Here is a 25321-nt window from a genome sequence, read left to right on the forward strand (position 1 = left end):
TCTAGAGATATCAGCCCATGGGCTTGGCTGTATTAGACGTATCGGCCCTGGTCCCCTAGCGTTCGGCACATGATGGAGCGACGCGCGATCCTCAGCGGTTCCACGTTCGAGGAGCAGATCGGATATGCCCGGGCCGTGGTGGACGGCGACTGGGTGCACGTCTCGGGGACGACCGGTTTCGACTACACCACCATGACGATCTCCGACGACGTGGTGGAGCAGGCCAGGCAGTGCCTGCGCAATATCGGGGCGGCGCTGGAGGAGGCCGGCTGCACCTTCGCCGACGTCGTGCGCGTGCGCTACCTGCTGCCCGACCGCGCCGACTTCGAGCCCTGCTGGCCCGTGTTGCGCGAGTGCTTCGGCGAGGTGCGGCCGGCGGCCACGATGCTCATGTGCGGCCTGGCCGACCCGCGCATGAAGATCGAGATCGAGGTGTACGCCAGGCGCCGCCCCGCCGCGTGAGACCCCGGCCGGGGCGCTACCCGCGGCCGGCCAGCCCGCCGAACAGGTCCGTGACGCCGATGGACTCCAGCAGCGAGGACGACGACCGGACCGAGGGCGCGCCGGGCGCGGCGGGCGGGCAGGCGGCCGGGTCGCCGGCCAGCGCCTCCAGGAAGTGACGCACGCCGAGCGCGGCCAGCAACGACGTGGCCCCCTCCGACTGACCCTGAGCCTGGCCCTGTGCCGCGCTCTGCGCCTGCCCCTGCGCCGGGTTCTGGGCGGGGGCCTGTCCCTGCGCCGGGTTCTGGCCGGTGGCCGGGCCGGGGGCGGGCGCGCAGGCGGCCGAGGGCCGGCCGGTCACGAGCGCTTCGAGGTAGCGCGCCAGGGCCGCCGTGCCGATGAGCGGCTTGACCGCCAGGCCGGTGCCCGCCCCGGCCGCCTGCCACGCACCCGCGCCCGAGCCCGCCCCGGCCGCCTGTCCCGCGCCTGGCACGGCGCTCGATCCCGCGCCGGGGACCGTGCCGGGCGGTGTGCCCGGGTTCGTCCCCGGGGAGGCCGTGCTGCGGGCGCACGCCAGCGCTTGGTTGATGAGGTCTTCGAGCACGACCCGCAGGGGAGAGGGCGAGGACTCGCCGGAGTTCGCGTTCAGGGGCTGACCCGGGCTCGCGTCCAGGGCCCGGCCGGGGCTCGGGAAGGGCGCCTGGCTGGGGTTCGGAAGAGCCGACTGGCTGGGGTTGGGGAGAGGCGCCTGGCTCGGGTTGGGGAAAGGCGGCTGGCCGGGGTTGGGGAAGGGGGACTGGCGGGGGCTGGGCAGGGGTGGCAGGCTCGGGCGCGGGAAGGGCGGCAGGGTCGGACCGGCCTGATCGGGCGCGGGCGACGCGGCGAGCGGCGTCCCGTACGGCACCCAGGGCACGGCCGGCACGCCCATCCCCTGCGTGAAGAACCCGCTCAGCAGGGTGCCGTCCGCGATCGAGTGCAGCAGGGCGCTGATCTCCTCGGTGGTGACGTTCCCGGCCAGCGGCGGGGGCGGCGAGACGTTGATGCTGATGACGTCGAAATTGCCGCAGCGGGCGGTGGGAGCGGCGCTTTCGCCCTCCGCGTGGGCGGGCGCGGCACCCGTGAGCAGAACGGCGGAGGCGGCGGTGAATACGGCAACGGTATGCCGGTACATGATGCTCCTTGATGGCGATGATCCGGTTATCGTTGCGATCAGTACCCTTAGCGATGGTCCAATTACTTAATTGTTGGATCTAGCCCTCTTTACCGCTCATCGCCACGTTGCGAGGAAAGCCGCCTGGCCCTAGGGTCACGCTTCATGAAACCCCTCAAGACCGCTGTTCTGGCGTGCGCCCTCATCGCTCCTTTAGGGGTCGGCGCGACCGCCGCCTCGGCAGCCGCGTACCCGGTGAACGAGACCGAGCTGACCGCCAACCCGCTCTATGAGAGCGGCGCGCTGCCCAAGTCGACCTGCGCGGAGCCCAAGGTCAAGGCGGGCGACGTCAAGCAGGCTCGCAACTATCTCGACAAGATCATCGCCTGCATGGGGAAGACCTGGGAACCTCACCTCACCAAGGCGGGCCTCACCTACAGCCAGGTGAAGGTCCAGCACGTGAACAAGCTGCCCAAGAAGTGGTGCGACCTCGAGACGAACAAGGACGATTCGCAGGCGTACTACTGCGACCAGACCCGCACAATTGTCTTCAAGGTCGGTAAAACCTGGACCGAGTCGCCGTCCGACCTGTGGCTGTTCTACGTGGCCTCCTCCATGTACGGCTATCACGTGCAGAACCTCGTGGGCATCGCCGAGGCATTCGACGCGGTCCCCTATGACAAGAGGGCCGAACTTCTCGAGCAGAACCGCCGGCTGGCTCTTCAGGCGGACTGCCTGGGTACCGCCTCGATGAAGAGTGTGTGGCCGTTGAAGGGCCGTACGACGAAGGACTGGAAGCACTTCCTGACGCTGCCCGAGGGCGATGTCGCCGGCCAGGAGCGCTGGCGCGGCAAGGAGCCCAACATCCGGTACTGGCTCAAGAAGGGCTTCGCCACCGGCGACCCCGCCTCGTGCAACACCTGGACGGCCTCGCCCTCCAAGGTGGCTTAGCCAGAGCCTGAAAGCCTACAGACCTGGGCGGCCTTCCGCGGTGGCTGTCGCGGAAGGCCGTACGGGGCGCCGGCTCCCGGTACATTGAAGCGCTGTTATATCCAGGGAGAGGAGCCCCATGTATCCCCCGATCGAGCCGTACGAGCACGGGATGCTCGACGTCGGCGACGGCGACCTCGTCTACTGGGAGGTCTGCGGCAACCCGGACGGCAAGCCGGCGGTCGTCGTCCACGGCGGCCCGGGATCGGGCTGCTCGGTCAACGCGCGCCGCACCTTCGACCCGGAGCGGTTCCGCATCGTCCTGTTCGACCAGCGCAACTGCGGCCGCAGCCGCCCGCACGCCAGTGACCCGGCGACCGACCTGACCCGCAACTCTTCCCCGAGGCGCAGGAGCGGTTCCTCCAGGGCGTGCCCGAGGCCCACCGCGACGGGGACGTGTTCGAGGTGCTGGCGGCGTACTCGCGCCTGCTGTCCAGCCCCGACCGGGAGGTGCGCGAGAAGGCCTGCGCCGACTGGATCGCCTGGGAGGACGCGGTGATCTCGCAGGAGAGCAACGGCAAGCCCAACGCCTACAGCGACCGGCCCGCCGACGCCCAGATGGCGATGGTCCGGATCTGTGCCCACTACTTCTCCAACGCCGCCTGGCTGGAGGAGGGCGCGCTGCTGCGCGACGCGGACCGGCTGGCCGGCATCCCCGGCGCGCTCGTCCACGGCCGGCTCGACCTGGGCAGCCCGCTGAGCACCGCGTGGGAGCTGACCAAGGTCTGGAAGGACGCCAGGCTGACCGTGGTGGGCGACTCCGGGCACACCGGCAGCGAGACGTTCAGGAAGGTCCTGCACGAGGCCATCGAGGGCTTCTCCCCGGCCAAGAAGGGCTGAGCCGCACCGCCCCCGCGACACTGAATCCCGCCGCCCCCGCGCGACGCTGAGCCCCGCCGTCCCCGCGACGCTGAGCTCCACCGCCCGTGACGCTGAGCCGCACCGTCCCCGCGATCATCGCGGAGCCGGCGCCCGCTCAGCGTTTGCGGCCGGTCCTCGGGCGTGACGGGCGCTCGGGGGGCAGCACCTCCACCGACGTCTTGCGGATGTGGTCGTAGACCAGCGAGGTGCGCACGTCGGCGATGTTGCGGTGGCGCGAGACGTGGTCGAGCACGAAGTCGCGCAGGTGGCCGGCGTCCCGCACGCCCACCTGGATGATGAAGTCGTCGCCGCCCGACACGACGAACACCGCCAGCGTCTCGGGCAGCGCGGCCACGTAGTCGCGGAAGCCCTCGACGGCCTCGCGGATCTTCGGGTGCAGGCGCACGTTGATCAGCGCCTGCACCGGGCGGCCGATCGCGTCGAGGTTGACCTCGGCGTGGAAGCCCTCGATGACGCCGGCCGCGCGCAGCGAGCGCACCCGCTCCAGGCAGGTCGAGGGGGCGATGCCGAGGTGCTCGGCGAGCTCCCGGTTGGTCTGGCGGCCGTCGCGCTGCAGCTCGGCGAGGATCGCCGTATCAAGTTCGTCCACGTTCCCATCCTGCCAGCACTTTCCGAACTTCCTTCGGAAATCGGCTCTTCCGGTTGGTGGATCGACGGTGAAAGTGTGAATGTTCTGGGTGACCTTCGGAGAAAGGAGCCCGTGAATGAGCGTGCTGGACGAGCTCGACCGCCGTACCGATCTGCCCACCAAGGAGCTCGCGGTCAAGTGGGTGATCGTGATCGACCGCGACCTGCCGCGCGGCCTCCAGGCCAACGCCGCCGCCTGCCTGGCCGCCTCCACCGGGGTCGCCGTGCCGGCGATCGTCGGGTCGGGCGGCGTGGACGCCTCGGGGCTCGCGCACGCCGGGCTGCCGTGGACGGGCTGCACGGTGCTCGGCGCCCCCGGCCCGGTCGTGGGACGGCTCAGGAGCGACGCGGCGGCCGAGCCCGAGCTGGTGGTGACCGACATGGCCGCCATCGCCCAGCGCACCAACGTCTACGACGACTATCTCGCCGAGCTGGCGCGTACGGAGGAGCCGGCGTACTACGCGGTCAGCCTGTTCGGGCCCCGGGCGATCGTCGACCGGCTCACCGGGCGGCTGCCGCTCCTGCGCTGAACCGCGCCGGCCTCCCGCCGCCCGGCGGGCGCCGTGTCAGGTGAGGGTCACTCCGTCGATTACTTGAAGTATCCGAAGAGTAACTTTAAGTAATATTCCCTGGTGGAAGGTAATCACGGACAGCCGGATGACGCAAGACGCGTCCGGAAACTCTCACGAAGGGAAACCGACCATGGAGAACGTCCACGACCGCCCGCAGAGCCCCTATGAGCCGCCCGTGATCCAGGAGGCCGGCGGCTTCGCCGGCGTCACCCACGGCCCCGGCCTCGGGGGCGACCCTGACACCTTCACTTACTACTTCGACTTCGGCAACTGACGGGGGCCGATCGGTGTCGTCCGTGAGCATCGGCTACGACTGGTTCACGGTGCTGCCCGACAGCCCGGCCGCCGCCTCGGTGGCGCGGCGGCTGGCGGCCGTGGCGGGCGCCACCGTGGTGCTGCGCCATCCCTCCGGCCGTCCGTGCCTGATCGGCTCCTTCCCCCATGATCCGGTCGTCAGTGCCACGGCGGGCCCGGTCCGCCTGGCGGTGATCGGGCACTGCCCGGTCACCGCCGCGGCTCTTGAGCGGCACGCCGCCCGGCTGGATCACCTGGACGACGCCGATCGCCTCGCCCGCGCCCTGGCGGGCAGCGTCCACCTGGTGGTCGCGCACCAGGGCCGGGTGCGCGTGCAGGGCAGCGCGTCGGGCCTGCGGCGCGTCTTCCACACCCGCCTGCCCGCCGGAACGGAGGGCTCGCCGGGGATGGCCGCCGACCGCGCCGACGTGCTCGCCGCGCTGATCGGCGCCGAGGTGGACCCGGAACACCTGGCGCTGCGCCTGCTCACCTTCCTGCCGCCCGCGCTGTCGGCGCCCCTGTGGAAGGGGGTGCACGCCGTGCCTCCGGGCAGCGCCGCCTGCCTCGAGGCCGGCGGCGCCGTGCGCGTGCGCCGCTGGTGGTCCCCGCCCGAGCCGCGGCTGAGCCTGGAACAGGCGGCCCCGGCACTGGCGGACGCGTTGCGGGACGCCGTGGCCGCCCGGGTCCCGGCGGGCGGCGTGGTGGCCGCCGACCTGTCCGGCGGGCTCGACTCCACCCCGATCTGCTTCCTGGCCCAGGACGCCGCGCGCCGCCGCGACACCCGGCAGCTCACCGTCCGCTACCGGGTGGACGATCCCGCCCACGACGACGAGGCGTGGGCCCGCCTGGCCGCCGCGCACCTCGACGGCGAGCACCTGGTGCTGGGCTTCGACGAGATGCCCGCCCGTTACGAGGGCGTGGCCGACCCCGTGACGGGGCTGGACGAGCCGCTGCCGCTGCTGTTCGGCTGGCGCAGGGAGAGCGCCGTCGCCGGCCTGTTGGCCGGGCGCGGCGCGCGCGTCCGCCTGAGCGGCCACGGCGGCGACGAGGTCACCCAGCCCCTGCCCTGCTACCTGCACGACCTGGCGATCGTCAGGCCGCTCGCCCTGCCCGCCCGCCTGCGCGCCTTCCGCGCCCAGTCCCGCTGGTCCCGCGCCGAGGTGGCCATGGCGCTGGCCGAGCGGCGCCGGTACGCGCCCTGGCTGGCCGGCCGGGCCGACCGGCTCACCATGGCGCCGGCCGCGTCCGCGCCGGACTTCGGCTGGGACCCGCCGATGCGGCTGCCCGCCTGGATCCACCCCGACGCGGCGGCCACCGTGGTCCGGCTGGCGCGCCGGGCCGCCGGCCGGGCCAGGCCGCTGGCCGCGCTGCGCTCCCAGCACCAGACCCTGTCCCTCGTCCGGCACAACGCCGGGATGTACCGGCTCATGCACCGCCTGACCGCCCGGTACGGCGCCGCCCTGCACCTGCCGTTCCTCGACGACCGGGTGATCGAGGCGTGCCTGTCGGCGCGCATCGACCAGCGGGCCCGGCCGGGACACTACAAACCGCTCATCGTGGCCGCGATGACCGGGCACATGCCGGCCCAGTGCCTGGGGCGCACCACCAAGGGGCAGTTCTCCAGCGAGATCTACCAGGGCCTGCGCCGGCACCGTGACCAGCTCGCCGCCCTGGCGGCCGACTCCCGGCTGGCGGAGCTCAGGCTCGCCGACGCCGCCGCGCTGCGCCAGGCCGTCGTCCGCCCCCTGGTCGACGGGCAGGACCTGGACCTGCGGCTGCTGGTGGCGATGGAGAACTGGCTGCGGGCCCTGCCCGCCCGGCCGGCCGCGGCGTTCCCGGGTGCGGGCGGGCGCGCCGCGGCCCCACTCGGGAGGGGGCGGTCATGAGCGTGCCCATGGTGCCCGACCCCCGCCCGAGCCTGCCCTGGCGGCGGCGTCCTGCGGCGCTGGTGGCGGTGGCCGCCGCGCACGTGCTCGCCCGCCGCCCGCCGGCCCGGATCCGCGCCGTGCTCCTCCTCGTCAGGCGGGGCGCCCGCCCGGCCACCGCGGCCCAGGCCAAGGCCGCGCGGGACGCGGTGCTCGCGGTGAGCGCCTCCTGCGCGGGAAAGGGCTGCCTGCCCCGGTCCCTCGCCGCCGCGCTGCTGTGCCGCCTGTGGGGCGTCTGGCCGACCTGGCGCACCGGGGTACGGCTGCGGCCGTTCGCCGCGCACGCCTGGATCGAGGCCGACGGCCACCCCATCGACGAGCCGCCCGTCCGGTACGAAGCGGTCATCACGGTCGCTCCCGTGACCCGAGAGCCACCGCCGGCCGGATGACCCTTCGTCACCGTCCGTTACTATACAAAGGCGACTAGTCGCGATGCGTGACGGCTGGGGCGCCTCGACGGCGGTCCGGAAGCGGGCGATGGAGGTGAGGGCAGCGTGGGGCAGGTCGCCGGCGGCCGGTCGGGCACGGTGTGCGTCGGGGTGGTGGTGCCGCGGACGGGCCGGCTGTCCCAGCTCGGTGATCCGCTGTCGTTCGTGGCCGAGTCACTCGCGCCGGCGCTGGCGGGCGGCGGGCCAGGCGGCGGCGGGCGGCGGAACGTGCGCCTGCTCTGCCGCGACAGCCGATCCGATCCGGAGACGGCCCGGCGGGTGGTGCGCGAGCTGGCGCGCGACGAGCGGGTCGCCGTCGTGGTCACCATGGCCGGCACCAAGGTGCTGCCGGCGGTGGCCGACGCCTGCGAGGAGGCCGGCCTGCCCTGCCTGTCCACCACCTTCCCCTGGCAGGCCTTCGTGTACGGCCGGGGCGGCGACCCGCGACGGCCGTTCGCTTGGACCTACCACTTCGCCTGGGGCCTGGACGACATCGCCGACGTCTTCGCCGAGATGTGGGAGCGTCTCGGCCCGTCCCGCCGGGTGGGCTGCCTGTGGAACGACGACCTCCAGGGGCGGTTGCTGCGCCATCCCGAGCACGGGTTCGTCCCCCGTGCCCTGGCGCGCGGGCACGTGCTGACCGACCTGGGCGGCTACTCAGAGCCGGCCGGCGACTTCACCCCGCACCTGGACACGCTGGGCAGCAGCGGCGCCGAGATCGTCACCAGCGCCGCGACCGGCCGCGACCTCGCCCTGTTCGCCGGGCAGGCCGCCGCCCGCGGGCTCCTGCCCCGCCTGATGACCTGCTCGCGCTGGCTCGCCTACCCCCACCTGACCCCCGGCGCCCACGATGCCTCCGGCACCGGGGACGCGCCGGGCGCACGTGACGCCACTGACGCCGCCGGTGCCCCCGGCCTGCCTGACGCCGGGGGAGAGCCGGGCGCCGCGGACTGGGCCGCGCTGGCGCGGGCGCGGGTGGCCACGCTGTTGTACTGGTCGCCCAGGCATCCCTACCGCTCGTCACTGGACGGCACCACCGCGGCCAGCCTCGCCGAGGCGTACGAGCGGCGCACCGGCAGCCAGTGGCTCCAGCCCCTCGGCCTGGCGCACGCCCTGCTGGAGGTCGCGCTCCACGCCCTCGGCACCGTGGCCGACCCCGCCGACCGCCGCGCGGTCGCCGACGCGATCGCGGCGACCCGGCTGTCCACCATCGCCGGAGTGCTCGACTGGCAGGCCGGGCCCACGCCGAACGTGGCGCTGGTGCCGCTGATCGGCGGGCAGTGGCGGCCGGGCCGCCACCACCCGGGCGACCTCGCGGTGGTCACCAACACCGCCCTGCCCGAGATCCCCATCGAGGCCGAGCTGGCGACCGCGTTCTGAGGGGCTCGTCCGGCGGGTGCTCCCCTTCATGCACCTCGCTGTGCCCCGCGCCGGAGATCGGCCTCCATCGCTTCTCGCCGCGGGTACGCGACGGCGGCCACGGCCAGCGAGAGCCCGACGAGCAGCGCGCTGACCCACAGCGGCGCGCGGAACCCGAGCCCGGCCCCGATGACCACCCCGCCCAGCCAGGGGCCGAGCACCGCGCCCACGTTGAGCGCCGACGTGGCGAAGGCGCCGGCCAGGGTGGGGGCGCCGGTGGCGGCGTACAGGACCTGGGAGATCAGCGTGGAGCCGACGGCGAACGACAACGTCCCCTGGACGAAGACGAGCACGACCGCCAGGGCCGTCGTGCCGGCCGCCGCCCCGAACGCGGCCCAGCCCGCCGCCAGCGCCACCCCGCCGATCACCAGCAGCGGCATGGGGCGCGTGTCCCCGATCCGCCCGCTGATCGTCACCCCCGCGAACGAGCCCAGCCCGAACAGCGCCAGCATCGCCGGCATCCAGGCCGGGCCGAGCCCGGTGACCTCGGTGAGCAGGGGTGCGAGGTAGGTGAACGTGCAGAAGGTGGCGCCGTTCACCAGCGCGCCGAGCAGCAGGAGCACCAGCAGCCGGGGGCGGCGCAACGTCCGCAGCTCACCCCTGGCCGTCCCCTCGGCGCCCCCGCCGGCCGCCGCGCTCGCCTCCCCGCCGGTGGCGGGCTCGGCGGCCCTGCCCGGTACGGACTTCAGGACCGCGACGATGGCGGGCACCAGGGCCAGCGCGACCGCCCAGAACGCCGAGCGCCACCCCCACAGCTCGCCGAGCAGCGCGCCTCCCGGCACCCCCGCCACGCAGGCGATGGTGACGCCGCCCAGCAGGACGGAGGTGGCGCGGGCCTTGGCGTGCGGCGGCGCGAGGGCGATGGCGGTCGCCATGGCCACCGCCAGGAACCCGGCGTTGGCCAGCGCCGCCACGACGCGGGTGACGAGCAGCACCTCGTAGCTGGTCGTGACCGCGCCGATCACGTGCACGAGCAGGAAGACGGCCAGGAACGCCGGCAGCGCGGACCGCCGGGACAGCCGCAGGCTGAGCACCGCCATCAGCGGCGCCCCCACCACCATCCCGGCGGCGAACGCCGAGGTCAGCAGCCCTGCGGCGGGGATGGACACGTTCAGGTCGGCGGCGATGCCGGGCACGAGCCCGGACAGCATGAACTCGGACGTCCCTTGGGCGAAGACCGCCAGTCCGAGCAGGTAAATGGCAAGAGGCATGACGAACTCCCGCGACCACGCGATGGGCCGGAACAGGAAGGCGGGCGGGCCGGAGCCCGGCGTCCGCCCGCGATGGGCAGGCCCGGCGGCGCGGGCGCCGTGACGGCGACGCGCGGCCGGGCGGGACACGGCCGGTGTCACGGCGATCCGGAATGGCGGGAGGAATTGAGCGCACGACGGCGCGGCAAAGGCGAGCGAAGGCTCAGACTCGGCGGGCGAGCCGTGAGCGAAGGCTCAGACTCGGCCGGCGAGCCGTGAGCGAAGGCTCAGGGCCGGCGGGTGAGCCGGCACTCCCGAAGCTCCGCGAAAGCGCGCCCTCGCCTCAGCGGGCGGGGCGGCACGGCGGAACAGCCACCGGATGACCGGTGGCTAGCGTCTTGACGCCTCGGGGCTGGACATGCCAGGCAACCTAGCAAGCCCGTGCGAGCGGCGTCGAATCGATTTCTCCGTCAATGCGACCGCCCCGGGGCGCTCGGGGGCGGTCGCTCACGCGTGCCGGCGCAGGAAGTCCAGCACCATCGGGCTGGCCACGTGCCTGAACTCCTCGAAGTAGGCGTGCCGGGCCCCCTCGATCAGCCGCAGCTCGGCCCCGGGGATGCGGCCGGCCAGCAGCGGGGCGTTGGCGGCCGGGTTGAACACGTCGTCGGTCCCGTGCACGACCAGCGTGGGCGCGGTGATGGAGGGCAGCGCGTCCCAGGCGTCGTGGCCCGCGCTGGCCGCCAGGTGGCGGCGGCGGGCGTGGGCGGGCATGCGCGGGTCGCCGATCGTGTGGTACGGGCCGGGGTGGGCGGCCAGCCAGGCGGGCGTGTACATGAGCTCCAGCAGCGCCCGCTCGGCGGCGGCCCGGTCCGGCTGGGCCAGCGACCTGCGGACGTCGTTGTCGCGCTCGATCCCGTGGGCGCCGCCCGGCGAGCTGCATCCGAGCACCAGCGCCCCGACCCGCCCGGGATGGTCGGCCGCCAGCCACTGGGCCACCCGGCCGCCCATCGACGTCCCGTACACGTCGGCCCGCGCCACCCCCGCGTCGTCGAGCACGGTCACCACGTCGGCGGCGAACCCGCGGGTCGTGTACGGCTCATCGGGCTTGTCGCTGTCGCCCGTGCCCCGGTAGTCGAGGGTGATGGTCAGGTGTCCGGCGTCGAAGTCCGCGCGCACCGGATCCCACCAGCGGTGGTCGTTGGCCTGCCCCTGCAGCAGCACGAGGGGCCGGCCACCGCCGCGGACCTGGTAGGACAGCTTCACGCCGTCCGGGGTGGTTACGTATGGCACGCCTTCGATGGTGCCGCACGCGAAAAAAGAGGAGAAAACCGGGTGCATGATGTCCGGTGGGCGGGCCCGGCTCCGACGTCCCTGCTGAAAGGCAACGGAAGAGAGGACGAAGACCATGAAGTACATGATCCTTTCGTACGCGTCCCAGCGGGAGTACGACGAGATGGCCGGCAAGGACACCGGGGGGAGCTCCTGGAGGGCGGAAAATATTCGCGGCGCGGCGGGAATGAGGCGGGCGGAGGTGTGGTTACATACATCGTGGCCGGTGTGCCCAGTGTCCCCGGGCCTCACCTATCGCCTTCGCGGACTACCGTTCGGCTGGAGCCGCGTTGTGCCTTTCGCCGAGAGGCGACACGCACACCGGTACGCACTCGTCGGGCGCCCGCCCTCTCCGGAGGGCGGGCGCTCACGTGTGTTCAGCTCCGCTGGTAATACGGGTCCGTGATGCCCCCGGGGCAGGCCAGCCCCTCGGCGTCCAGCCCGGTCAGCCGGGCCCCCGCCTGATAGGCGCTGTCCAGGAACTCCAGCACGGCCCCCACGGGGTCCTCCATCACGCGTACGTCGTCGTACCGCAGCACGGCCAGATGGCTGCCCCGCGCGGGCAGCCACTCCGCCTGGGCCGGGCGCAGCGGCTCCCGTTCCAGCCCCTCGGGCTCCGGGGCGGTGTAGGAGTAGAAGGCCGGCCACGGCCGCTCCTTGTCCCCGAACCAGAACCCCGAGCTGATCACCTCCCAGCTGTACGCCTCCCGCGTGACCGGGTCGGCCTCGGGCGAGACCTTCACCACCCGCCCGGTGAACCGGGTGACCGCGATGTCGAAGGTGTGCCAGAAGTGGTGCACGGGGCTCGTCTTGCCGGCGTAGTCGGCGGCGAAGCGGTCCAGGAGCTGCACCACCTGCGACAGGATCCGCCAGTAGCGGTTGATGAGCACAGGGTCGTAGCGCGCGTGCAGCGTGTCCTCGGCGAACGGCGTGTCGTCGTCCAGGTCGAACGGCACCGCCCAGATCTCGGGCCGGATGCCCAGCCCCGCCAGGGTCTCGAAGAGCCGGTCGTGGAACGAGGCCACCGACCTGCCGATCAGGCTGAACTCCGCGCTGCGGCCGTCGAACACGTCCACCACGAGCCGGTGGCGCACGAGGTCGAAGTCCACGCAGAACAGCGGCTGCTCGCCGAGCCCGCCCATCGGCCGGGTGGTCAGGCCCCGGCCCGTGGGATGGAACGGCACCTGCCACCAGTGGTTGCGCCGGTTGCACGATGCCAGCCGGATCTTCCCGACGATCTGGGCGAACCGGTGAAAGGTCTCCTTGGCCTCCTTCCACTCGGCCAGTGGCATGGGTGGAAACAGCTCCATGACGGCCCCCTCCGGCGTAGAGCGCATTTCACCACAATCGTAACTACTCGCCGTATTCGACCGGCTCCCCGGGGTCGCAGGGGCGGCCGGGCACGCCGGGCGGTGCCGGCCGGGCGGTGCCGGCCGGGCGGTGCCGGCCGGCAGTGTCGGCCGGCACCTCGGGTCAGCCGGAGCTGACGTATTTCCTGGGCCGCAGGGCGTGGGCGCGCAGCGCCGCCAGGGCCGCGAGCTGGCCCGGCCGGTCCATGCGCACCGCCAGCTCGTCCCCGAACGCCAGCCTCAGCGCCGTGAGCTGGGCCACCAGATCGTTCACCGGCCCCGCGACGTCCTCCAGGCTCGTCGCCGGATGCCAGCCCTCGCCGCCCACCACCTCGGCCACCCGCTCGCGCAGCTCGGCGGGCGACATCAGCGTGCCGTCGGCGAGCAGCAGCAGCGCGGCCTCCCTGGCCGACACCTCGAACTCGTGCTCGCCCCTGGCCAGCAGCAGCCGGGTGACCGCCGTCCACATGGCCGACTTCGACTCCAGCAGGCGCAGGCCGTAGTCGGTGATGGCCAGCCGGGCGCCGTCGCGGCGGATCGCGCCCAGCTCCCGCTCGGCCAGGTCGCGCAGCCGCAGCGCCTCGGGCGAGGGCGCCAGCCGCAGCGGCAGGGTCTCCCCGGAGGCGGCCACGGACAGCAGCCGGTGCAGGGCCGGCAGCGGCTGCGGGGCCACGGGGGCGTGCAGCCGCACCTCGAACGGCTGCGCCAGCTTGCGCCGGGCCGGCCCCCGGCCCAGCACCCAGCGGTTGAGCCGCTCGCCGTGCACGCGGTTGAGCCAGCTGTCGCCGCCCAGGTCGCCGCGCGGCTCGGTGAGCCAGCGGCGGGTCAGGGCGGTGCGGTCGACGCTCTCGCCGGCCACGATGGCCAGCTCCAGGGCGGCCGAGCAGGCGAGGTGCGCGCCCAGCTCCTCCGGCCCCATGATCATGCTCCACTGCAGCTCGGGCACGTCGGGCGGGAGCACCCCGGTGGCCTCCAGCGCCTGCTGGTAGGCGGTGGTGCCGGCGTCCTCGCCCTCGTGGGCGTAGGTGCGCAGGATCTGTACGGTCGTGGGGGACACACACAGGGCGGCGTAGCGTTCCATGCCGCCGAGCTGAAGCAGCCGCCCCAAGGAACGTGCCAGACGTTCCAGGTCGTCCTCGGCCTTCATGGGCCCGACCTTGAGCGGCAACGTGTACCAGAGGAACTCGCAGACGTCGAGCTGGGTCACCGTCTCCAGTGGCTCCCCACCCGTCAACCATTCGACGGCGGTCCTGGCCTCCTCGGCCAGATCCGGCTGAGATCGCTCCAACTCGGCGAGCAGGGCGGTGACATCCGGTGCACTCATGCCTCGAAGTTTGCCGTATCGACCCCGGGCCTGACGATGACCGAATCCGGTGCGTATTGGGTCTTGCACAGCACTACCCTAAAAACCCCTATTGAGCCGACTGTGAAGCGATCATATCCACCGTTTCTCGAACAACATACGGGCCTTCCAGTCCACGTAGGGGATCAGCTCGCCGGACAGCACCGGGTGCAGCCACCAGAAGTTGATCAGGGCGAGCAGGGCGAAGGCGCCCACGACGGCCGCCCCGAGCGTGCGCCGCAGCGGCATGCCGCCGGTGGCCGTCGGCGTGGCCGGCCCGATCAGCAGCCCGGCGCACAACGTGATGGCCAGCACCATGAACGGCACCATCGGGATGGCGTAGAACAGGAACATCGTGCGGTTGTCGGCGATGGCGAAGTAGAACCACGGCAGCCAGCCCATGGCGTAGGCCAGCAGCACGGCCCCGGCCCGCCAGTCGCGGGAGGAGACGTACCACGCGATGAGGGCCACCAGGGCGGCCAGCGCGCCGAACCAGATCACCGGCGTGCCGACGCCGAGCACGGCCTCCGAGCAGTCCTTGGCGCCGCACCCGGTCTGCTTGCCCTCGTAGTAGAAGGCGACGGGGCGCAGCAGCAGCGGCCACGACCACGGCTCGGACATGTACGGATGCGAGGTCTCCAGCCCGCTGTGGAAGGTGAAGACCTGCCACTGGTAGTGGATCCAGGAGCGCATCGAGTCGAAGACGAAGAAGATCGGGTTGCCAGGCGAGGTGGCCTGGTCCCAGTTGCGGCCGTAGCCGCCGGCGGTGACGAACCAGCCCGTCCAGGTCGCCATGTACGCCGCGAACGGCACGACGCCGAACGCCACGACCCCCTGCGGCACGTCCTTGTTGAACGCCCCCACGTAGGGCCGGCGCAGCCCCACGGCGCGGCGGGCGCCGAAGTCCCACATCAGCGACATGATCGCGAACGCCACCGCGAACGCCAGCCCGGACCACTTGACCGACATCGCGAAGGCCAGGCACACCCCGGCCGCGATCCGCCACCACCTGATGCCCAGCGACGGGCCGAGCGGGGAGACCGGCGAGCTCTCGTACCAGGTGACCAGCCTCTCCCGCGCCTGGTCGCGGTCGGTCACCAGGCACGCGAAGGCGGCCAGGACCCAGAACATCAGGAAGATGTCCAGCAGCGCCGTGCGGGAGAGCACGTAGTGCAGGCCGTCGAGCGCCAGCAGCAGGCCCGCGAAGCAGCCGAGCAGCGTCGAGCGGGTCATCCGGCGCGCCACCCTGGCCAGCACGAGGATCGACAGCGTGCCGATCACGGCGGCGGCGAAGCGCCAGCCGAACGGGTTGAGCCCGAACAGCCACTCGCCCGCGCCGATCATCCACTTGCCCAGCGGCGGGTGGACGACGTAGGAGGCGCACTTGTCGAGCTCCTGCGCGCCGCACGCCTGCCAGATGTCGGTGTTGCCGGCGATGATCGCCTTGTCGGCGTCTTTGATGGTGACCTTCTCGACACCGTGGGTGATGAGCGAGAAGCCGTCTTTCATATAGTACGTCTCGTCGAACACCACGGCCTTGGGATGGCCGAGGTTGATGAAACGCAGGATCCCGCCGAACACGGCGATGATCAGCGGCCCGACCCATCCCCACATCACGCTGCCGCGCATGGGGGGAATGACCCGATCGCGTACGGACCTCGTCTGCGGGTGGCTCTCGCCGGCCTCCGAGTTCTCGTAGGCCTGGTACGGGGAATCGGTCACCGCCATTCGGACATCGTACGGGCCCCAGAGCGGTGGTTACCCAAGAAACACGGTCTAATTGGGATGCCCTGCCACAATGGTCAGGTGACAGGGAACGGCAGGTTGGTGCTGGCAGGAGCCCCCATCGGGCAGGTGGGAGACGTCTCGCCCCGGCTGCGCGAGGCGCTGGAGGGCGCGGACGTCGTGGCGGCCGAGGACACGAGGCGGCTGCGCAGGCTCGCGGCCGACCTCGGCGTCGAGCTCACCGCCCGGGTGGTGTCCTACTACGACCAGAACGAGGCGGGCCGGGCCCAGGAGCTGGTCGAGATCCTGAAACAGGGCCGCACGGTCCTGGTGATCACCGACGCGGGCATGCCGGGCGTGTCCGACCCCGGCTACCGCCTGACGCACCTGGCGGTCGAGGCGGGCGTCACCGTCACCGCGCTGCCGGGGCCGAGCGCCGTCACCACCGCGCTGGCCGTGTCGGGCCTGGCCAGCGACCGGTTCTGCTTCGAGGGCTTCCCGCCGCGCAAGACCGGCGACCGGGCGCGCCGGCTGGCCGCGCTGGCGGGCGAGGAACGCACGATGGTCTTCTTCGAGGCGCCGCACCGGCTGGCCGAGTCGCTGGGGGCGATGGCCGAGGCGTTCGGGCGCGACCGGCCGGCCGCGGTGTGCCGGGAGCTGACCAAGACCTACGAAGAGGTGCGCAGGGGCGGGCTCGGCGAGCTGGCCGAGTGGGCCGCCGCCGGGGTGAAGGGCGAGATCACGGTCGTGGTCGCCGGCCGGGCCCCGGGCGAGGCGGAGCCGGACCTCGGCGAGCTGGTCGCCGAGGTGGAGCGCAGGGTCGCCGAAGGGGAGCGGCGCGGCCAGGCCGTGGCAGAGGTGGCCAAGGGCGCCGGCGTGCCCAGACGGGAGCTGTACGACCTGGTTCACAGGAGAAGTGCCACCCCATAGGGTGCGCATCGTGAAGAACTGGGGGGTGTCGGCACGACGGCTGGTCCCGCCGATGCAGGGCGGCCCCCTCCCGGGCTGGCTCGGCCCCCTCGCGGTGGCGGTCTTCGGCGGCCTGCTGCGCTTCCTCAGGCTCGGCGAGCCCAGGGCCGTGGTCTTCGACGAGACCTTCTACGTCAAGGACGCCTACTCCCTCATCAGGCACGGCGTCGAGCGGACCATGCTCGGCGACGCCGACGACCCGATCGCCGACCGGCGGATCATGGCCGGCGACCTCGACGTCTTCAAGCAGTGCCCGCAGCCGGCCGACTGCGCCTCCTTCGTGGCGCACCCGCCGCTGGGCAAGTGGATGATCGGCGCGGGGGAGTGGCTGTTCGGGATGAACCCGTTCGGCTGGCGCTTCTTCGCCGCGCTCGCGGGCACGCTGTCCATCCTCATCCTGGCCAGGGTGGCCCGCCGGATGACCCGCTCGACGCTGCTGGGCTGCCTGGCCGGGCTGCTGCTGGCGCTCGACGGCCTGCACCTGGTGCTGTCGCGCACGGCGCTGCTGGACATCTTCCTGATGTTCTGGGTCCTGGCCGCCTTCGCGTGCCTGGTGACCGACCGCGACCGCGCGCGGGAGAGGCTGGTCGCCTGGTACGAGCGCGGGGCCCGCACGGAGTCCGGCCCGCGGCTGGGGTGGCGGCCGTGGCGGCTGGCGGCCGGGGCCTGCCTCGGCGCGGCCTGCGCGGTCAAGTGGTCGGGGATCTTCTTCCTCATCGCGTTCGCCGTCCTGTCGCTCATGTGGGACATGGGGGCCAGGCGGGCGCTGGGGCTGCGGGAGCCGTACCGGGAGGCGACGGCCCGCGACCTGCCGGGCGGGCTCGGGGCGCTGGCGCTGGTGCCGGCCGTGACGTACACGGCGTCGTGGACCGGCTGGTTCGTCACCGCCGGCGGGTGGGGGCGCGACTGGGACCAGGCGGTCTCCGCGGGCAACCCGTTCTTCTTCGTCTTCGACAGCCTGCGGTCGTGGTTGCGCTATCACGCGCAGGTGCTCGGCTATCACAGCGGGCTTGAGACGTATCACCCGTACATGTCGGAGCCCTGGCAGTGGCCGCTGCTGTTACGGCCGGTCTCCTTCTACTACCCCGCCGACCTGCCGCCGTCGGCCTGCGGGGCCGGCGAGTGCGCGCAGGCCGTGCTCGGCGTCGGCACCCCCGCCCTCTGGTACGCCGCCATCCCCGCGCTGCTCGGGCTCGTCATGTGGTACGTCTCCGCCCGCGACTGGCGGGCGGGGGCGACGCTGCTGGCCTTCGCGGCCGGCTGGCTGCCGTGGTTCTACTACGCCCTGGCCGACAACCGCACGATGTACCTGTTCTACATGATCCCCGTGGTGCCGTTCATGGTGCTGGCGCTCACGCTGTGCGCCGGGCTCATCCTCGGCAGGCGGGACGCCCCGCCCGCCAGGAGGGCGGCCGGGGCGGCGGTCGTGGGCGCCTTCGCGCTCGTCGTGCTGGTCAACTTCTGGTGGCTGCACCCGGTGCTGGCGGGCGAGATCATCACGCACGGGGAGTGGTGGAGCCGGATGCTGCTGAGCTCTTGGGTGACCGCCGCGCCCAAGTGACCCCGTGGCGCAGCGTGATCGCCGCCGCGATGCAGGCCAGCGGCACGGCCGGCAGCACGTAGCGGTAGTCGAACTCCGCCGTGGCCGCCGGGGCCAGCAGCAGCCCGACCGCGCCCAGCCAGGGCAGCACCACCGGGCCGCCGAACTTGCGCCAGCGCACCACGACGCCGTACAGGCCGATCAGCAGGATGCCGCCGAGCATGATGCCGCGCAGGTAGAAGACCTTCTGGTAGTTGCTCATGATCGTGGCCCAGGGCTGCACGACCCGCGTCTCCGGGGGGCCCTGCTCGTAGCTGAACGCGTCGGTGTCGGTGCGGCCGCCCGCGTAGGACGACCACTTCGGCAGCCGCTTGGGCTGGCCGGTGTCGTCCAGCTCCACGTACGGCTTGAACTCGTACATGCTGTATGTCGACGGGTCCGGGAAGCGCGGCCGGGACCAGTGGAACGAGCGGAAGAAGTCGCGCGCCACGACCTTGAGATAGTCGCCCGGCTGCGACAGGATCGCCCGCGTGGCGAACGCGCTGGCCGCGTCGTTGGTGATCTCGCTCCACTTCTTGTTGGTGCCCCATCGGTGCAGCACCTCACCGGTGCCGACGCCGTCGCCGTTGCCCTGGCCCCACAGGTACCACTGTGCGTAGTCCTTGCGCTGGTGCACCGGATCGTTGATGCACAGCAGCAGAAGTTGCACCTCTTTGTACTTGTCGATGTCCATCTTGTTGCAGTCGGCGAAGATGGCCGTGCGCATGTAGAGGATGAGGCCGTCGCTGTTGGTCATGGCAAATTTCCCGTAAACAGTGGCGAACCATCCCATGTACGCCATGACCGGGATCGCGCAGGCCGTCACCACCGCCACGATGGGCCGCCAGCCGGTCCGCTTGACCAGCAGGTAGAGCACCACGAGCGCCAGGATCGGCAGGCCGATCGAGCGGGTCAGCCAGGTCATCGCCAGCAGCAGGCCGATGACCGCGCCCGCCCGCCACGTCAGCCGCCGCTTCCACAGCACCAGCGTGATCACGCCCACCACGAGCAGCATGAACAGCGTGTCGGACATGATGAGCTGTTCGAGCTGGATCTGGTAGGCGTCGAGCAGCACCGGCGCCGCCGCCAGCGTGGCCCCCCACTTCGGCAGCCGGAACTTGATGCGCAGCAGCGCGTAGATCAGGCAGGCCGTCGCCAGGCCCATCAGGTGCTGGGTGAAGACCACCAGGGAGAAGCTGTGGAAGGGCTGCAGCAGCATCAGCCAGAAGCTGTAGCCGTCGGGCCTGATCGGGTGCGGCCGCGGGTGCAGCGCCACCGAGACGTACTCGTAGGAGTCGTTGAACCACATGGCCGGCCCGTAGCCGAGCATGGTGATGAGCCGCAGCACGGCGCCCACGCCGAAGGCCGCGGCGAACACCCGATGCCTGCGCACCATCGCCAGCAGACGTGCCGTCCTGCCAGGGGCGGAGTGGTCCGCAGGGGTAATCTCCGCGACGCTCACCATGCTGTAAAGAATGCCAGTCGTTTCCAGCTCTGTGCCCGAGCATGGGGGCGTTCGGTGCATGATGGTTCACTGGAAGAGCCTTAACTGAAGGGTAGACACGTGGAACTGACGGTGGTCATGCCCTGCCTCAACGAGGCGGAGACCGTGGAAGTCTGTGTACGCAAGGCCCTGGCGTGCATGGAGGAGCACGGCATCGAGGGCGAGGTGGTGATCGCCGACAACGGCAGCACGGACGGCTCGCAGCAGCTGGCCCGCGACGCCGGCGCCCGCGTGGTGCATGTGGATGAGAAGGGCTATGGAAACGCCTTGATGGGCGGAATCAGGGCTGCTCGCGGCAAATACGTCATCATGGGCGATGCCGACGACTCCTATGACTTCACCGCCCTGTTGCCGTTCGTCGAACAGCTGCGCGACGGCGCCGACCTGGTGATGGGCAACCGCTTCCGGGGCGGCATCGCCCCCGGCGCGATGCCGCCGCTCCACCGCTACCTGGGCAACCCGGTCCTGTCGTTCATCGGGAGGCTGTTCTTCCCGTCGGCGATCAAGGACTTCCACTGCGGGCTGCGCGGCTTCAGGCGCGACTCGATCCTGCGGCTGCACCTCCAGACCGGCGGCATGGAGTTCGCCTCCGAGATGGTGGTCCGCTCCACCCTGGCCGGCCTCGACGTGCGCGAGGTGCCCACGACGCTCTCGCCCGACGGCCGCTCCCGCCCGCCGCACCTGCGCTCCTGGCGCGACGGCTGGCGCCACCTGCGCTTCCTGCTCCTCTACAGCCCGAAGTGGTTGTTCTTCTACCCCGGCGTGCTGATGATGATCATCGGTCTGGTGGCGGGCACGGCGCTCGTCTTCGGCCCGGTGGAGATCGGCGAGCTGGCCTTCGACGTCGACACGCTGGTCGGCTCGGCCGCCCTCGTGGTGATCGGCTTCCAGGCGGCGCTGTTCGCGGTGTTCACCAAGGTCTACGCGGCCGAGGAGGGCTTCCTGCCGGAGTCGTCGCGCATCCGGCGGCTGATCTCCATCGTGAGCCTGGAGAAGGGGCTCGTGGTGGGCGGCCTGCTGGCGCTGGCCGGCCTGGTCGGGCTGGTGGCCTCGCTGGTGCACTGGCAGGTGCGCGACTTCGGCGAGCTCAACCCGCGCGAGTCGCTGCGGCTGGTGGTGCCGTCGGCGACGGCGCTCATCATGAGCTTCCAGACGATCTTCGCGGCGCTGTTCATCAGCATCCTGGGCATCCGCCGCACCCGCGAGACCTCGATCGACCACGCCGCCGCCGCTGCCGAGGAGGCCGCCGCCGCGCTCTCGCTGGAGGACTCCAAGCGCTGAGGCGCGTTCTCAGGACTTCTCTACGCGGGCGGGTGCCGTGTCCGGTCCTGCGCGGTGCTGTGGCCGGTCCTGCGCGGTGCCGTGTCCGGTCCTATGCGGTGCTGTGTCCGGTTTACGCGGTGACGTGGCCGGCCACCCGCCGTCGCCGGCCGGCGCCCGTCCAGGGAAACGCCCGCTGACCGGTCAGTGGCGCGCCGCCGTGACGGCGCGCACGGCCGGCCGGGTTCCGTGGTCCACGGGCCGGCCGCGTCCCGCACGGGTGTTCGGTGGGCGGGGACGGCGGGGGCGAGCGGGCGGACGGCATGGCGGCGGGGAACAAATGATCTTGGAGAACCCCGTAGGCTTAGGACCATGTCCCAGCACATCTTGACCGCCGTTGCGTGGCCGTACGCCAATGGTCCTCGTCATATCGGGCACGTCTCCGGTTTCGGCGTGCCGTCCGACGTCTTCAGCCGTTACCAGCGGATGGCGGGCAACAAGGTGCTGATGGTGTCCGGCACCGACGAGCACGGCACGCCCATCCAGGTCCAGGCCGACAAGGAGGGCGTGACCGCCAGGGAGCTGGCCGACCGCTACAACCGGGTCATCGCCGAAGACCTGACCGGGCTCGGCCTGTCCTACGACCTGTTCACCAGGACCACGACGCAAAACCACTACGCCGTCACGCAGGAGATCTTCAAGGGTCTCTACAACAACGGCTACATCTTCCCCAAGACCACGATGGGGGCGATCTCCCCCTCCACCGGGCGCACCCTCCCCGACCGCTACATCGAGGGCACCTGCCCCATCTGCAGTTACGACGGCGCGCGCGGCGACCAGTGCGACAACTGCGGCAACCAGCTCGACCCGATCCAGCTCATCAACCCGAAGAGCCGCATCAACGGCGAGACGCCCACGTTCGTCGAGACCGAGCACTTCATGCTCGACCTGCCCGCCTTCGCCGAGGTGCTCGGCACCTATCTGCAGTCCAAGCAGGGCGAGTGGCGGCCCAACGTGCTGAAGTTCGCCCTCAACCTGCTCGGCGACCTGCAGCCGCGGGCGATCAGCCGCGACCTCGACTGGGGCGTGCCGATCCCGCTCGACGGCTGGCGCGACCAGCCCAACAAGCGGCTCTACGTCTGGTTCGACGCGGTCATCGGTTACCTGTCGGCCTCCATCGAGTGGGCCAGGCGCTCCGGCGACCCCGACGCCTGGCGCCAGTGGTGGCAGAACCCCGACGCCCGCGGCTACTACTTCATGGGCAAGGACAACATCGTCTTCCACGCCGAGATCTGGCCGGCGATGCTGTTCGGCTACAGCGGCATCGGCGCGCGCGACGGCTCGGCGGGCTCGCTGGGCGCGCTCAACGTGCCGTCCGAGGTGGTCTCCAGCGAGTTCCTGACGATGGAGGGCAAGAAGTTCTCCTCCTCCCGCCAGGTCGTCATCTACGTGCGCGACTTCCTGGCCCGCTACGACGCCGACGCGCTGCGCTACTACATCGCCGTGGCCGGCCCGGAAAACCAGGACACCGACTTCACCTGGCAGGAGTTCGTCAACCGCAACAACGGCGAGCTGGTCGCGGCCTGGGGCAACCTGGTCAACCGGTCGATCTCGATGGCGGCCAAGAACTTCGGGGCCGTGCCCGAGGCGGGCGACCTCACCGACGCCGACCGGGCGCTGCTGGAGCGCTCGCGCAAGGCGTTCGGGCCGGTGGGCGAGGAGCTGGGCCGGTCGCGCTTCAAGAACGCGATCACCGAGGCGTTCGACGTCGTCCGCGAGGCCAACAAATACCTGGCCGAGCAGGAGCCCTGGAAGCTCAAGGAGGACCCGGAGCGGCAGAAGTCCATCCTGCACGTCGCGCTGCAGGTGGTCGACGACGCCAAGACGATGCTCACGCCGTTCCTGCCCGGCTCCTCCAACAAGGTCTTCGCCATGCTGGGCGGCGAGGGCGTGTGGTCGGGCATGCCGGAGATCCGCGAGGTCGACGAGGACGGCGGCACCCCCTACCCGGTGATCACCGGCGAATACGACGGGGCGGCCCGCTGGGAGCACCGGCCGATCAAGCCGGGCACGCCGCTGGCGCCGCCCGTGCCGCTGTTCAAGAAGCTCGACCCGAAGGTCGTGGACGAGGAGCTGGCCCGGCTGGGCGAGTGACACCGGCGCCGCGCGGGCCTCTGGTGAGGCTTCGGGTCCGCGCGGGCCGTACGCGTGAGGGTGCGGTCCGCGCGGGCCGTACGCGTGAGGGTGCGGTCCGCGGGGGCCGGGCGGGAGGCTAATTTGGAGGGCGTGAGCAAGCTTCCCGCCGCGCCAGAGCCGCTTTCCGCGCCCGTGTTCGACAGTCACTGCCACCTCGACATCATGGTGGGCAACCGGCAGGCGTCGTCCGGTGACCCGGTCGCGCAGGCCGCGCAGGCGGCCGCGGCGAGCGTGCGGAGCATCCTCGACGACGCCAGGGCCGTCGGCGTGACGCGGCTGGTCACGATCGGCTACGACCTGGCCTCCTCCCGCTGGAACGCCGAGGTGGCGGCCGAGCAGGAGGGCGTCTACGCCGGCGTCGCCATCCACCCCAACGAGGCCCACGAGGCCACCCCCGAGGTGCTGGCCGAGATCGAGGCGCTGGCCCGGCGGCCGGAGGTGCGGGCGGTCGGGGAGACGGGGCTCGACTACTACCGCGACTGGGCCGGCAAGGACGACCAGCACGTCAGCTTCCGGGCGCACATCGAGATCGCCAAGCGCACCGGCAAGGCCCTGGTCATCCACGACCGTGACGCGCACGACGACGTGCTGAAGGTGCTGGCCTCGGAGGGCGCGCCGGACAAGGTCGTCTTCCACAGCTTCTCCGGCGACGCCGAGATGGCCAAGAAATGCGTCGAGGCCGGATATTTCATGTCCTTCTCCGGGCCGGTCACGTACAAGAACGCCGCCTACCTGCGCGCGGCGGCCGAGGTCGCGCCCGCCGAGCTCATGCTGGTCGAGACCGACGCCCCCTACCTGCCGCCCGTCCCGCACCGCGGCAAGCCCAACGCGCCCTACCTCATCCCGCTCACCCTGCGCTGCCTCGCCGAGGTCAAGAACGTCCATCCCGACGAGTTGTGCGCGGCGATCAGCGGCAACGGAGTCAACGTCTTCGGCGAGTGGTGACCATCTTTCGGTGAACCGGCGGGGCCCGGCACGGGGCCGCCACTAGCGTTCGGGCCATCCTGCCCCCTTTACCGGAGGTGGTCCGTGCGAGGAAAGAGGCGCGCGCCCCGTCCGCCGATCCCCTGGCGTTCTCCGTGGACGCCCGTGGTGTGCGTGGCCGGCATGGTGGCCGCCGGCGCACTCGTGGCGGTGTCGTCCCTGGTCAAAGAGGTGGTGGTGGTCGTCGACGGCGAGCGCAGGCCGGTCCGCGCGTTCGCCGGGACCGTACGCGAGGTGCTCGCCGACGCCGGGGTGCCCGTCGCGCAGGGTGACGTCGTGCGCCCGTCCGGCCACGAGGAGGTCTCGGACGGGACCACGATCGAGGTGCGCCGCGCCCGTCCCCTCACCCTGATCCTCGACGGCCACACCAGCAGGCACCTGATCACCGCCACGAACGTGGGCGACGCCCTGGCCGAGCTCGACCTCACCCCCGTCGCCGGCGAGCTGTCCTCCCCGCCCGGGCAGGCGGTGCCGCTGGAGGGGATGGAGCTGACGGTCTACACGCGGCGGAAGGTGTACGTGGTGGCGGGCACCACGCGGATGACCTCCCGTACGACGGCCAGGACGGTGCGCGAGGTGCTCAGGCAGAAGCGCATCGCGCTGCGCCGCGGCTACCAGGTGGACCCGCCGCTGGGCAGCTTCCCCAAGGACGGGACGGTCATCACGGTCACGCCACCGCGAACCGTGCCGATCCGCCCCGATGTCATGCGGCTCGACTGGCAGGCGCTGGCCGTGTGCGAGTCCCACGGGGACCCGCAGGCGTACAACCCGGACGGGCCCTACTACGGCATGTACCAGTTCAGCCTGCCCGTGTGGCAGGCGGTGGGCGGCATGGGGCTGCCGAGCACGTGGCCGGAGGAGGAGCAGACCTATCGGGCGCAGCTCCTCTACCAGCAGGTGGGCGGCCGGTGGCAGAGCCAGTGGCCGAACTGCGGCAACCGCCTCTTCCCCACCCCGCCCCCCGCCCCTGCCCCGGCCCCCGGCCACGACTCGGGCCCCGCTGACGAACCCCGCCCGGACCGGGCGGGAAGGCCCGCCGGCCGTGACCCCCTGGCCCGGGCCCCGGCCACGACTCCGGCCCCGCTGACGAAACCCGCCCGGACCGGGCCGGAAGGCCCGCCGGCCGTGACCCGCTCCCGTGAAACACCCGCCGGCCGGGACCCGGA

At 72.0% G+C, this 25321-nt stretch carries 21 protein-coding genes and 1 pseudogene; 14 read left to right on the forward strand and 8 right to left on the reverse strand.

All coding sequences use genetic code 11. The features are described from left to right. Nucleotides 1-69: 69 nt before the first annotated feature. Nucleotides 70-462 carry a RidA family protein gene (locus IO39_RS27055; protein ID WP_043628657.1) on the forward strand — a complete coding sequence of 131 codons (393 nt, stop codon included), beginning with the start codon at nt 70-72 and terminating at the stop codon, nt 460-462. Nucleotides 463-478: 16 nt separating this feature from the next. On the opposite strand, the gene IO39_RS27060 is transcribed toward IO39_RS27055, so the two are convergent. Beyond that, complete coding sequence (locus IO39_RS27060; protein ID WP_043628658.1) at nt 479-1612, reverse strand: hypothetical protein; 1134 nt, start codon at nt 1610-1612, stop codon at nt 479-481. Nucleotides 1613-1756: 144 nt separating this feature from the next. Here IO39_RS27060 and IO39_RS27065 point away from each other — a divergent pair, with 144 nt between their 5' ends. Beyond that, nucleotides 1757-2542: a neutral zinc metallopeptidase gene (locus IO39_RS27065; RefSeq protein WP_084773564.1), complete on the forward strand. Its 786-nt coding sequence runs from the start codon at nt 1757-1759 to the stop codon at nt 2540-2542. 408 nt (nt 2543-2950) lie between these two features. Next, nucleotides 2951-3421, forward strand: a complete 471-nt coding sequence (locus tag IO39_RS59475) for an alpha/beta fold hydrolase (protein WP_342671446.1) — start codon at nt 2951-2953, stop codon at nt 3419-3421. A 136-nt stretch (nt 3422-3557) separates the two neighbouring features. On the opposite strand, the gene IO39_RS27075 is transcribed toward IO39_RS59475, so the two are convergent. Then, the gene (locus tag IO39_RS27075) at nt 3558-4052 is read right to left on the reverse strand and encodes an Lrp/AsnC family transcriptional regulator (RefSeq protein WP_043628660.1); all 495 of its coding nucleotides are present in this window, start codon (nt 4050-4052) and stop codon (nt 3558-3560) included. A 115-nt stretch (nt 4053-4167) separates the two neighbouring features. Between IO39_RS27075 and IO39_RS27080 the strand changes: the two genes are divergently transcribed. From IO39_RS27080 to IO39_RS27095, 5 genes are all read left to right on the forward strand, one after another. Then, the gene (locus IO39_RS27080; RefSeq protein ID WP_043628661.1) at nt 4168-4620 is read left to right on the forward strand and encodes a DUF2000 domain-containing protein; all 453 of its coding nucleotides are present in this window, start codon (nt 4168-4170) and stop codon (nt 4618-4620) included. 172 nt (nt 4621-4792) lie between these two features. Next, on the forward strand, nt 4793-4936 hold the full coding sequence (locus IO39_RS54835; protein WP_157548952.1) for a lasso RiPP family leader peptide-containing protein: 144 nt from the start codon (nt 4793-4795) through the stop codon (nt 4934-4936). Between the two features lie 22 nt (nt 4937-4958). Next, entirely contained in the window at nt 4959-6842 is a 1884-nt protein-coding gene (locus IO39_RS27085) for an asparagine synthase-related protein (protein WP_157548954.1), read from the forward strand. Continuing rightward, nucleotides 6839-7270 (forward strand): lasso peptide biosynthesis B2 protein, encoded by a 432-nt coding sequence (locus IO39_RS27090; protein ID WP_043628663.1) that lies wholly within the window; start codon nt 6839-6841, stop codon nt 7268-7270. The genes IO39_RS27085 and IO39_RS27090 overlap by 4 nt, the downstream gene beginning before the upstream one ends. Before the next feature lie 105 nt (nt 7271-7375). Beyond that, the gene (locus IO39_RS27095; RefSeq protein ID WP_043628665.1) at nt 7376-8689 is read left to right on the forward strand and encodes an ABC transporter substrate-binding protein; all 1314 of its coding nucleotides are present in this window, start codon (nt 7376-7378) and stop codon (nt 8687-8689) included. A gap of 26 nt (nt 8690-8715) precedes the next feature. Here IO39_RS27095 and IO39_RS27100 read toward each other — a convergent pair whose 3' ends face one another. From IO39_RS27100 to IO39_RS27120, 5 genes are all read right to left on the reverse strand, one after another. Beyond that, on the reverse strand, nt 8716-9939 hold the full coding sequence (locus tag IO39_RS27100) for a Cmx/CmrA family chloramphenicol efflux MFS transporter (protein ID WP_052423418.1): 1224 nt from the start codon (nt 9937-9939) through the stop codon (nt 8716-8718). A gap of 486 nt (nt 9940-10425) precedes the next feature. Continuing rightward, a complete protein-coding gene (locus tag IO39_RS27105; protein ID WP_043628668.1) occupies nt 10426-11208 on the reverse strand; it encodes an alpha/beta fold hydrolase in 783 nt (260 codons plus the stop codon). 416 nt (nt 11209-11624) lie between these two features. After that, nucleotides 11625-12557 (reverse strand): DUF5996 family protein, encoded by a 933-nt coding sequence (locus IO39_RS27110; protein WP_043628669.1) that lies wholly within the window; start codon nt 12555-12557, stop codon nt 11625-11627. Between the two features lie 163 nt (nt 12558-12720). Further along, complete coding sequence (locus IO39_RS27115) at nt 12721-13920, reverse strand: hypothetical protein (protein ID WP_043628670.1); 1200 nt, start codon at nt 13918-13920, stop codon at nt 12721-12723. 111 nt (nt 13921-14031) lie between these two features. Continuing rightward, nucleotides 14032-15666, reverse strand: a complete 1635-nt coding sequence (locus IO39_RS27120) for a dolichyl-phosphate-mannose--protein mannosyltransferase (RefSeq protein ID WP_052423419.1) — start codon at nt 15664-15666, stop codon at nt 14032-14034. Nucleotides 15667-15723: 57 nt separating this feature from the next. On the opposite strand from IO39_RS27120, the gene rsmI reads away from it, so the two are divergent. Together rsmI and IO39_RS27130 are read left to right on the forward strand one after the other, a co-directional pair. Then, a complete protein-coding gene (rsmI, locus tag IO39_RS27125) occupies nt 15724-16593 on the forward strand; it encodes a 16S rRNA (cytidine(1402)-2'-O)-methyltransferase (protein ID WP_052423420.1) in 870 nt (289 codons plus the stop codon). 10 nt (nt 16594-16603) lie between these two features. Next, nucleotides 16604-18193 (forward strand): dolichyl-phosphate-mannose--protein mannosyltransferase, encoded by a 1590-nt coding sequence (locus IO39_RS27130; protein ID WP_342671447.1) that lies wholly within the window; start codon nt 16604-16606, stop codon nt 18191-18193. Here IO39_RS27130 and IO39_RS27135 read toward each other — a convergent pair. Further along, a complete protein-coding gene (locus tag IO39_RS27135) occupies nt 18129-19676 on the reverse strand; it encodes a hypothetical protein (protein ID WP_043628673.1) in 1548 nt (515 codons plus the stop codon). The two genes, IO39_RS27130 and IO39_RS27135, sit on opposite strands and share 65 nt — an antisense overlap. A gap of 99 nt (nt 19677-19775) precedes the next feature. Here IO39_RS27135 and IO39_RS27140 point away from each other — a divergent pair, with 99 nt between their 5' ends. The 4 genes and pseudogenes from IO39_RS27140 to IO39_RS59680 all read left to right on the forward strand — a co-directional run. Next, complete coding sequence (locus tag IO39_RS27140) at nt 19776-20996, forward strand: glycosyltransferase family 2 protein (protein ID WP_063765343.1); 1221 nt, start codon at nt 19776-19778, stop codon at nt 20994-20996. A 351-nt stretch (nt 20997-21347) separates the two neighbouring features. Continuing rightward, complete coding sequence (metG, locus tag IO39_RS27145; RefSeq protein ID WP_043628674.1) at nt 21348-23129, forward strand: methionine--tRNA ligase; 1782 nt, start codon at nt 21348-21350, stop codon at nt 23127-23129. Nucleotides 23130-23261: 132 nt separating this feature from the next. Next, nucleotides 23262-24116, forward strand: coding sequence for a TatD family hydrolase (locus IO39_RS27150; protein ID WP_084773593.1), 855 nt, complete (start codon nt 23262-23264; stop codon nt 24114-24116). A 162-nt stretch (nt 24117-24278) separates the two neighbouring features. Continuing rightward, nucleotides 24279-25076: pseudogene (locus IO39_RS59680) on the forward strand (resuscitation-promoting factor); the annotation flags it as partial. Nucleotides 25077-25321: the final 245 nt, after the last annotated feature.

The organism is Nonomuraea candida (assembly GCF_000725485.1).
Lineage (GTDB): Bacteria > Actinomycetota > Actinomycetes > Streptosporangiales > Streptosporangiaceae > Nonomuraea > Nonomuraea candida.

Excerpts from the sequence above, each read along its gene's own strand:
- IO39_RS27055 (WP_043628657.1), top strand. The coding sequence starts at position 70 with ATGATGGAGCGACGCGCGATCCTCAGCGGTTCCACGTTCGAGGAGCAG.
- IO39_RS27060 (WP_043628658.1), bottom strand. The coding sequence starts at position 1,612 with ATGTACCGGCATACCGTTGCCGTATTCACCGCCGCCTCCGCCGTTCTG.
- IO39_RS27065 (WP_084773564.1), top strand. The coding sequence starts at position 1,757 with ATGAAACCCCTCAAGACCGCTGTTCTGGCGTGCGCCCTCATCGCTCCT.
- IO39_RS27080 (WP_043628661.1), top strand. The coding sequence starts at position 4,168 with ATGAGCGTGCTGGACGAGCTCGACCGCCGTACCGATCTGCCCACCAAG.
- IO39_RS54835 (WP_157548952.1), top strand. The coding sequence starts at position 4,793 with ATGGAGAACGTCCACGACCGCCCGCAGAGCCCCTATGAGCCGCCCGTG.
- IO39_RS27090 (WP_043628663.1), top strand. The coding sequence starts at position 6,839 with ATGAGCGTGCCCATGGTGCCCGACCCCCGCCCGAGCCTGCCCTGGCGG.
- IO39_RS27100 (WP_052423418.1), bottom strand. The coding sequence starts at position 9,939 with ATGCCTCTTGCCATTTACCTGCTCGGACTGGCGGTCTTCGCCCAAGGG.
- IO39_RS27110 (WP_043628669.1), bottom strand. The coding sequence starts at position 12,557 with ATGGAGCTGTTTCCACCCATGCCACTGGCCGAGTGGAAGGAGGCCAAG.
- IO39_RS27115 (WP_043628670.1), bottom strand. The coding sequence starts at position 13,920 with ATGAGTGCACCGGATGTCACCGCCCTGCTCGCCGAGTTGGAGCGATCT.
- IO39_RS27120 (WP_052423419.1), bottom strand. The coding sequence starts at position 15,666 with ATGGCGGTGACCGATTCCCCGTACCAGGCCTACGAGAACTCGGAGGCC.
- rsmI (WP_052423420.1), top strand. The coding sequence starts at position 15,724 with ATGCCCTGCCACAATGGTCAGGTGACAGGGAACGGCAGGTTGGTGCTG.
- IO39_RS27135 (WP_043628673.1), bottom strand. The coding sequence starts at position 19,676 with ATGGTGAGCGTCGCGGAGATTACCCCTGCGGACCACTCCGCCCCTGGC.
- metG (WP_043628674.1), top strand. The coding sequence starts at position 21,348 with ATGTCCCAGCACATCTTGACCGCCGTTGCGTGGCCGTACGCCAATGGT.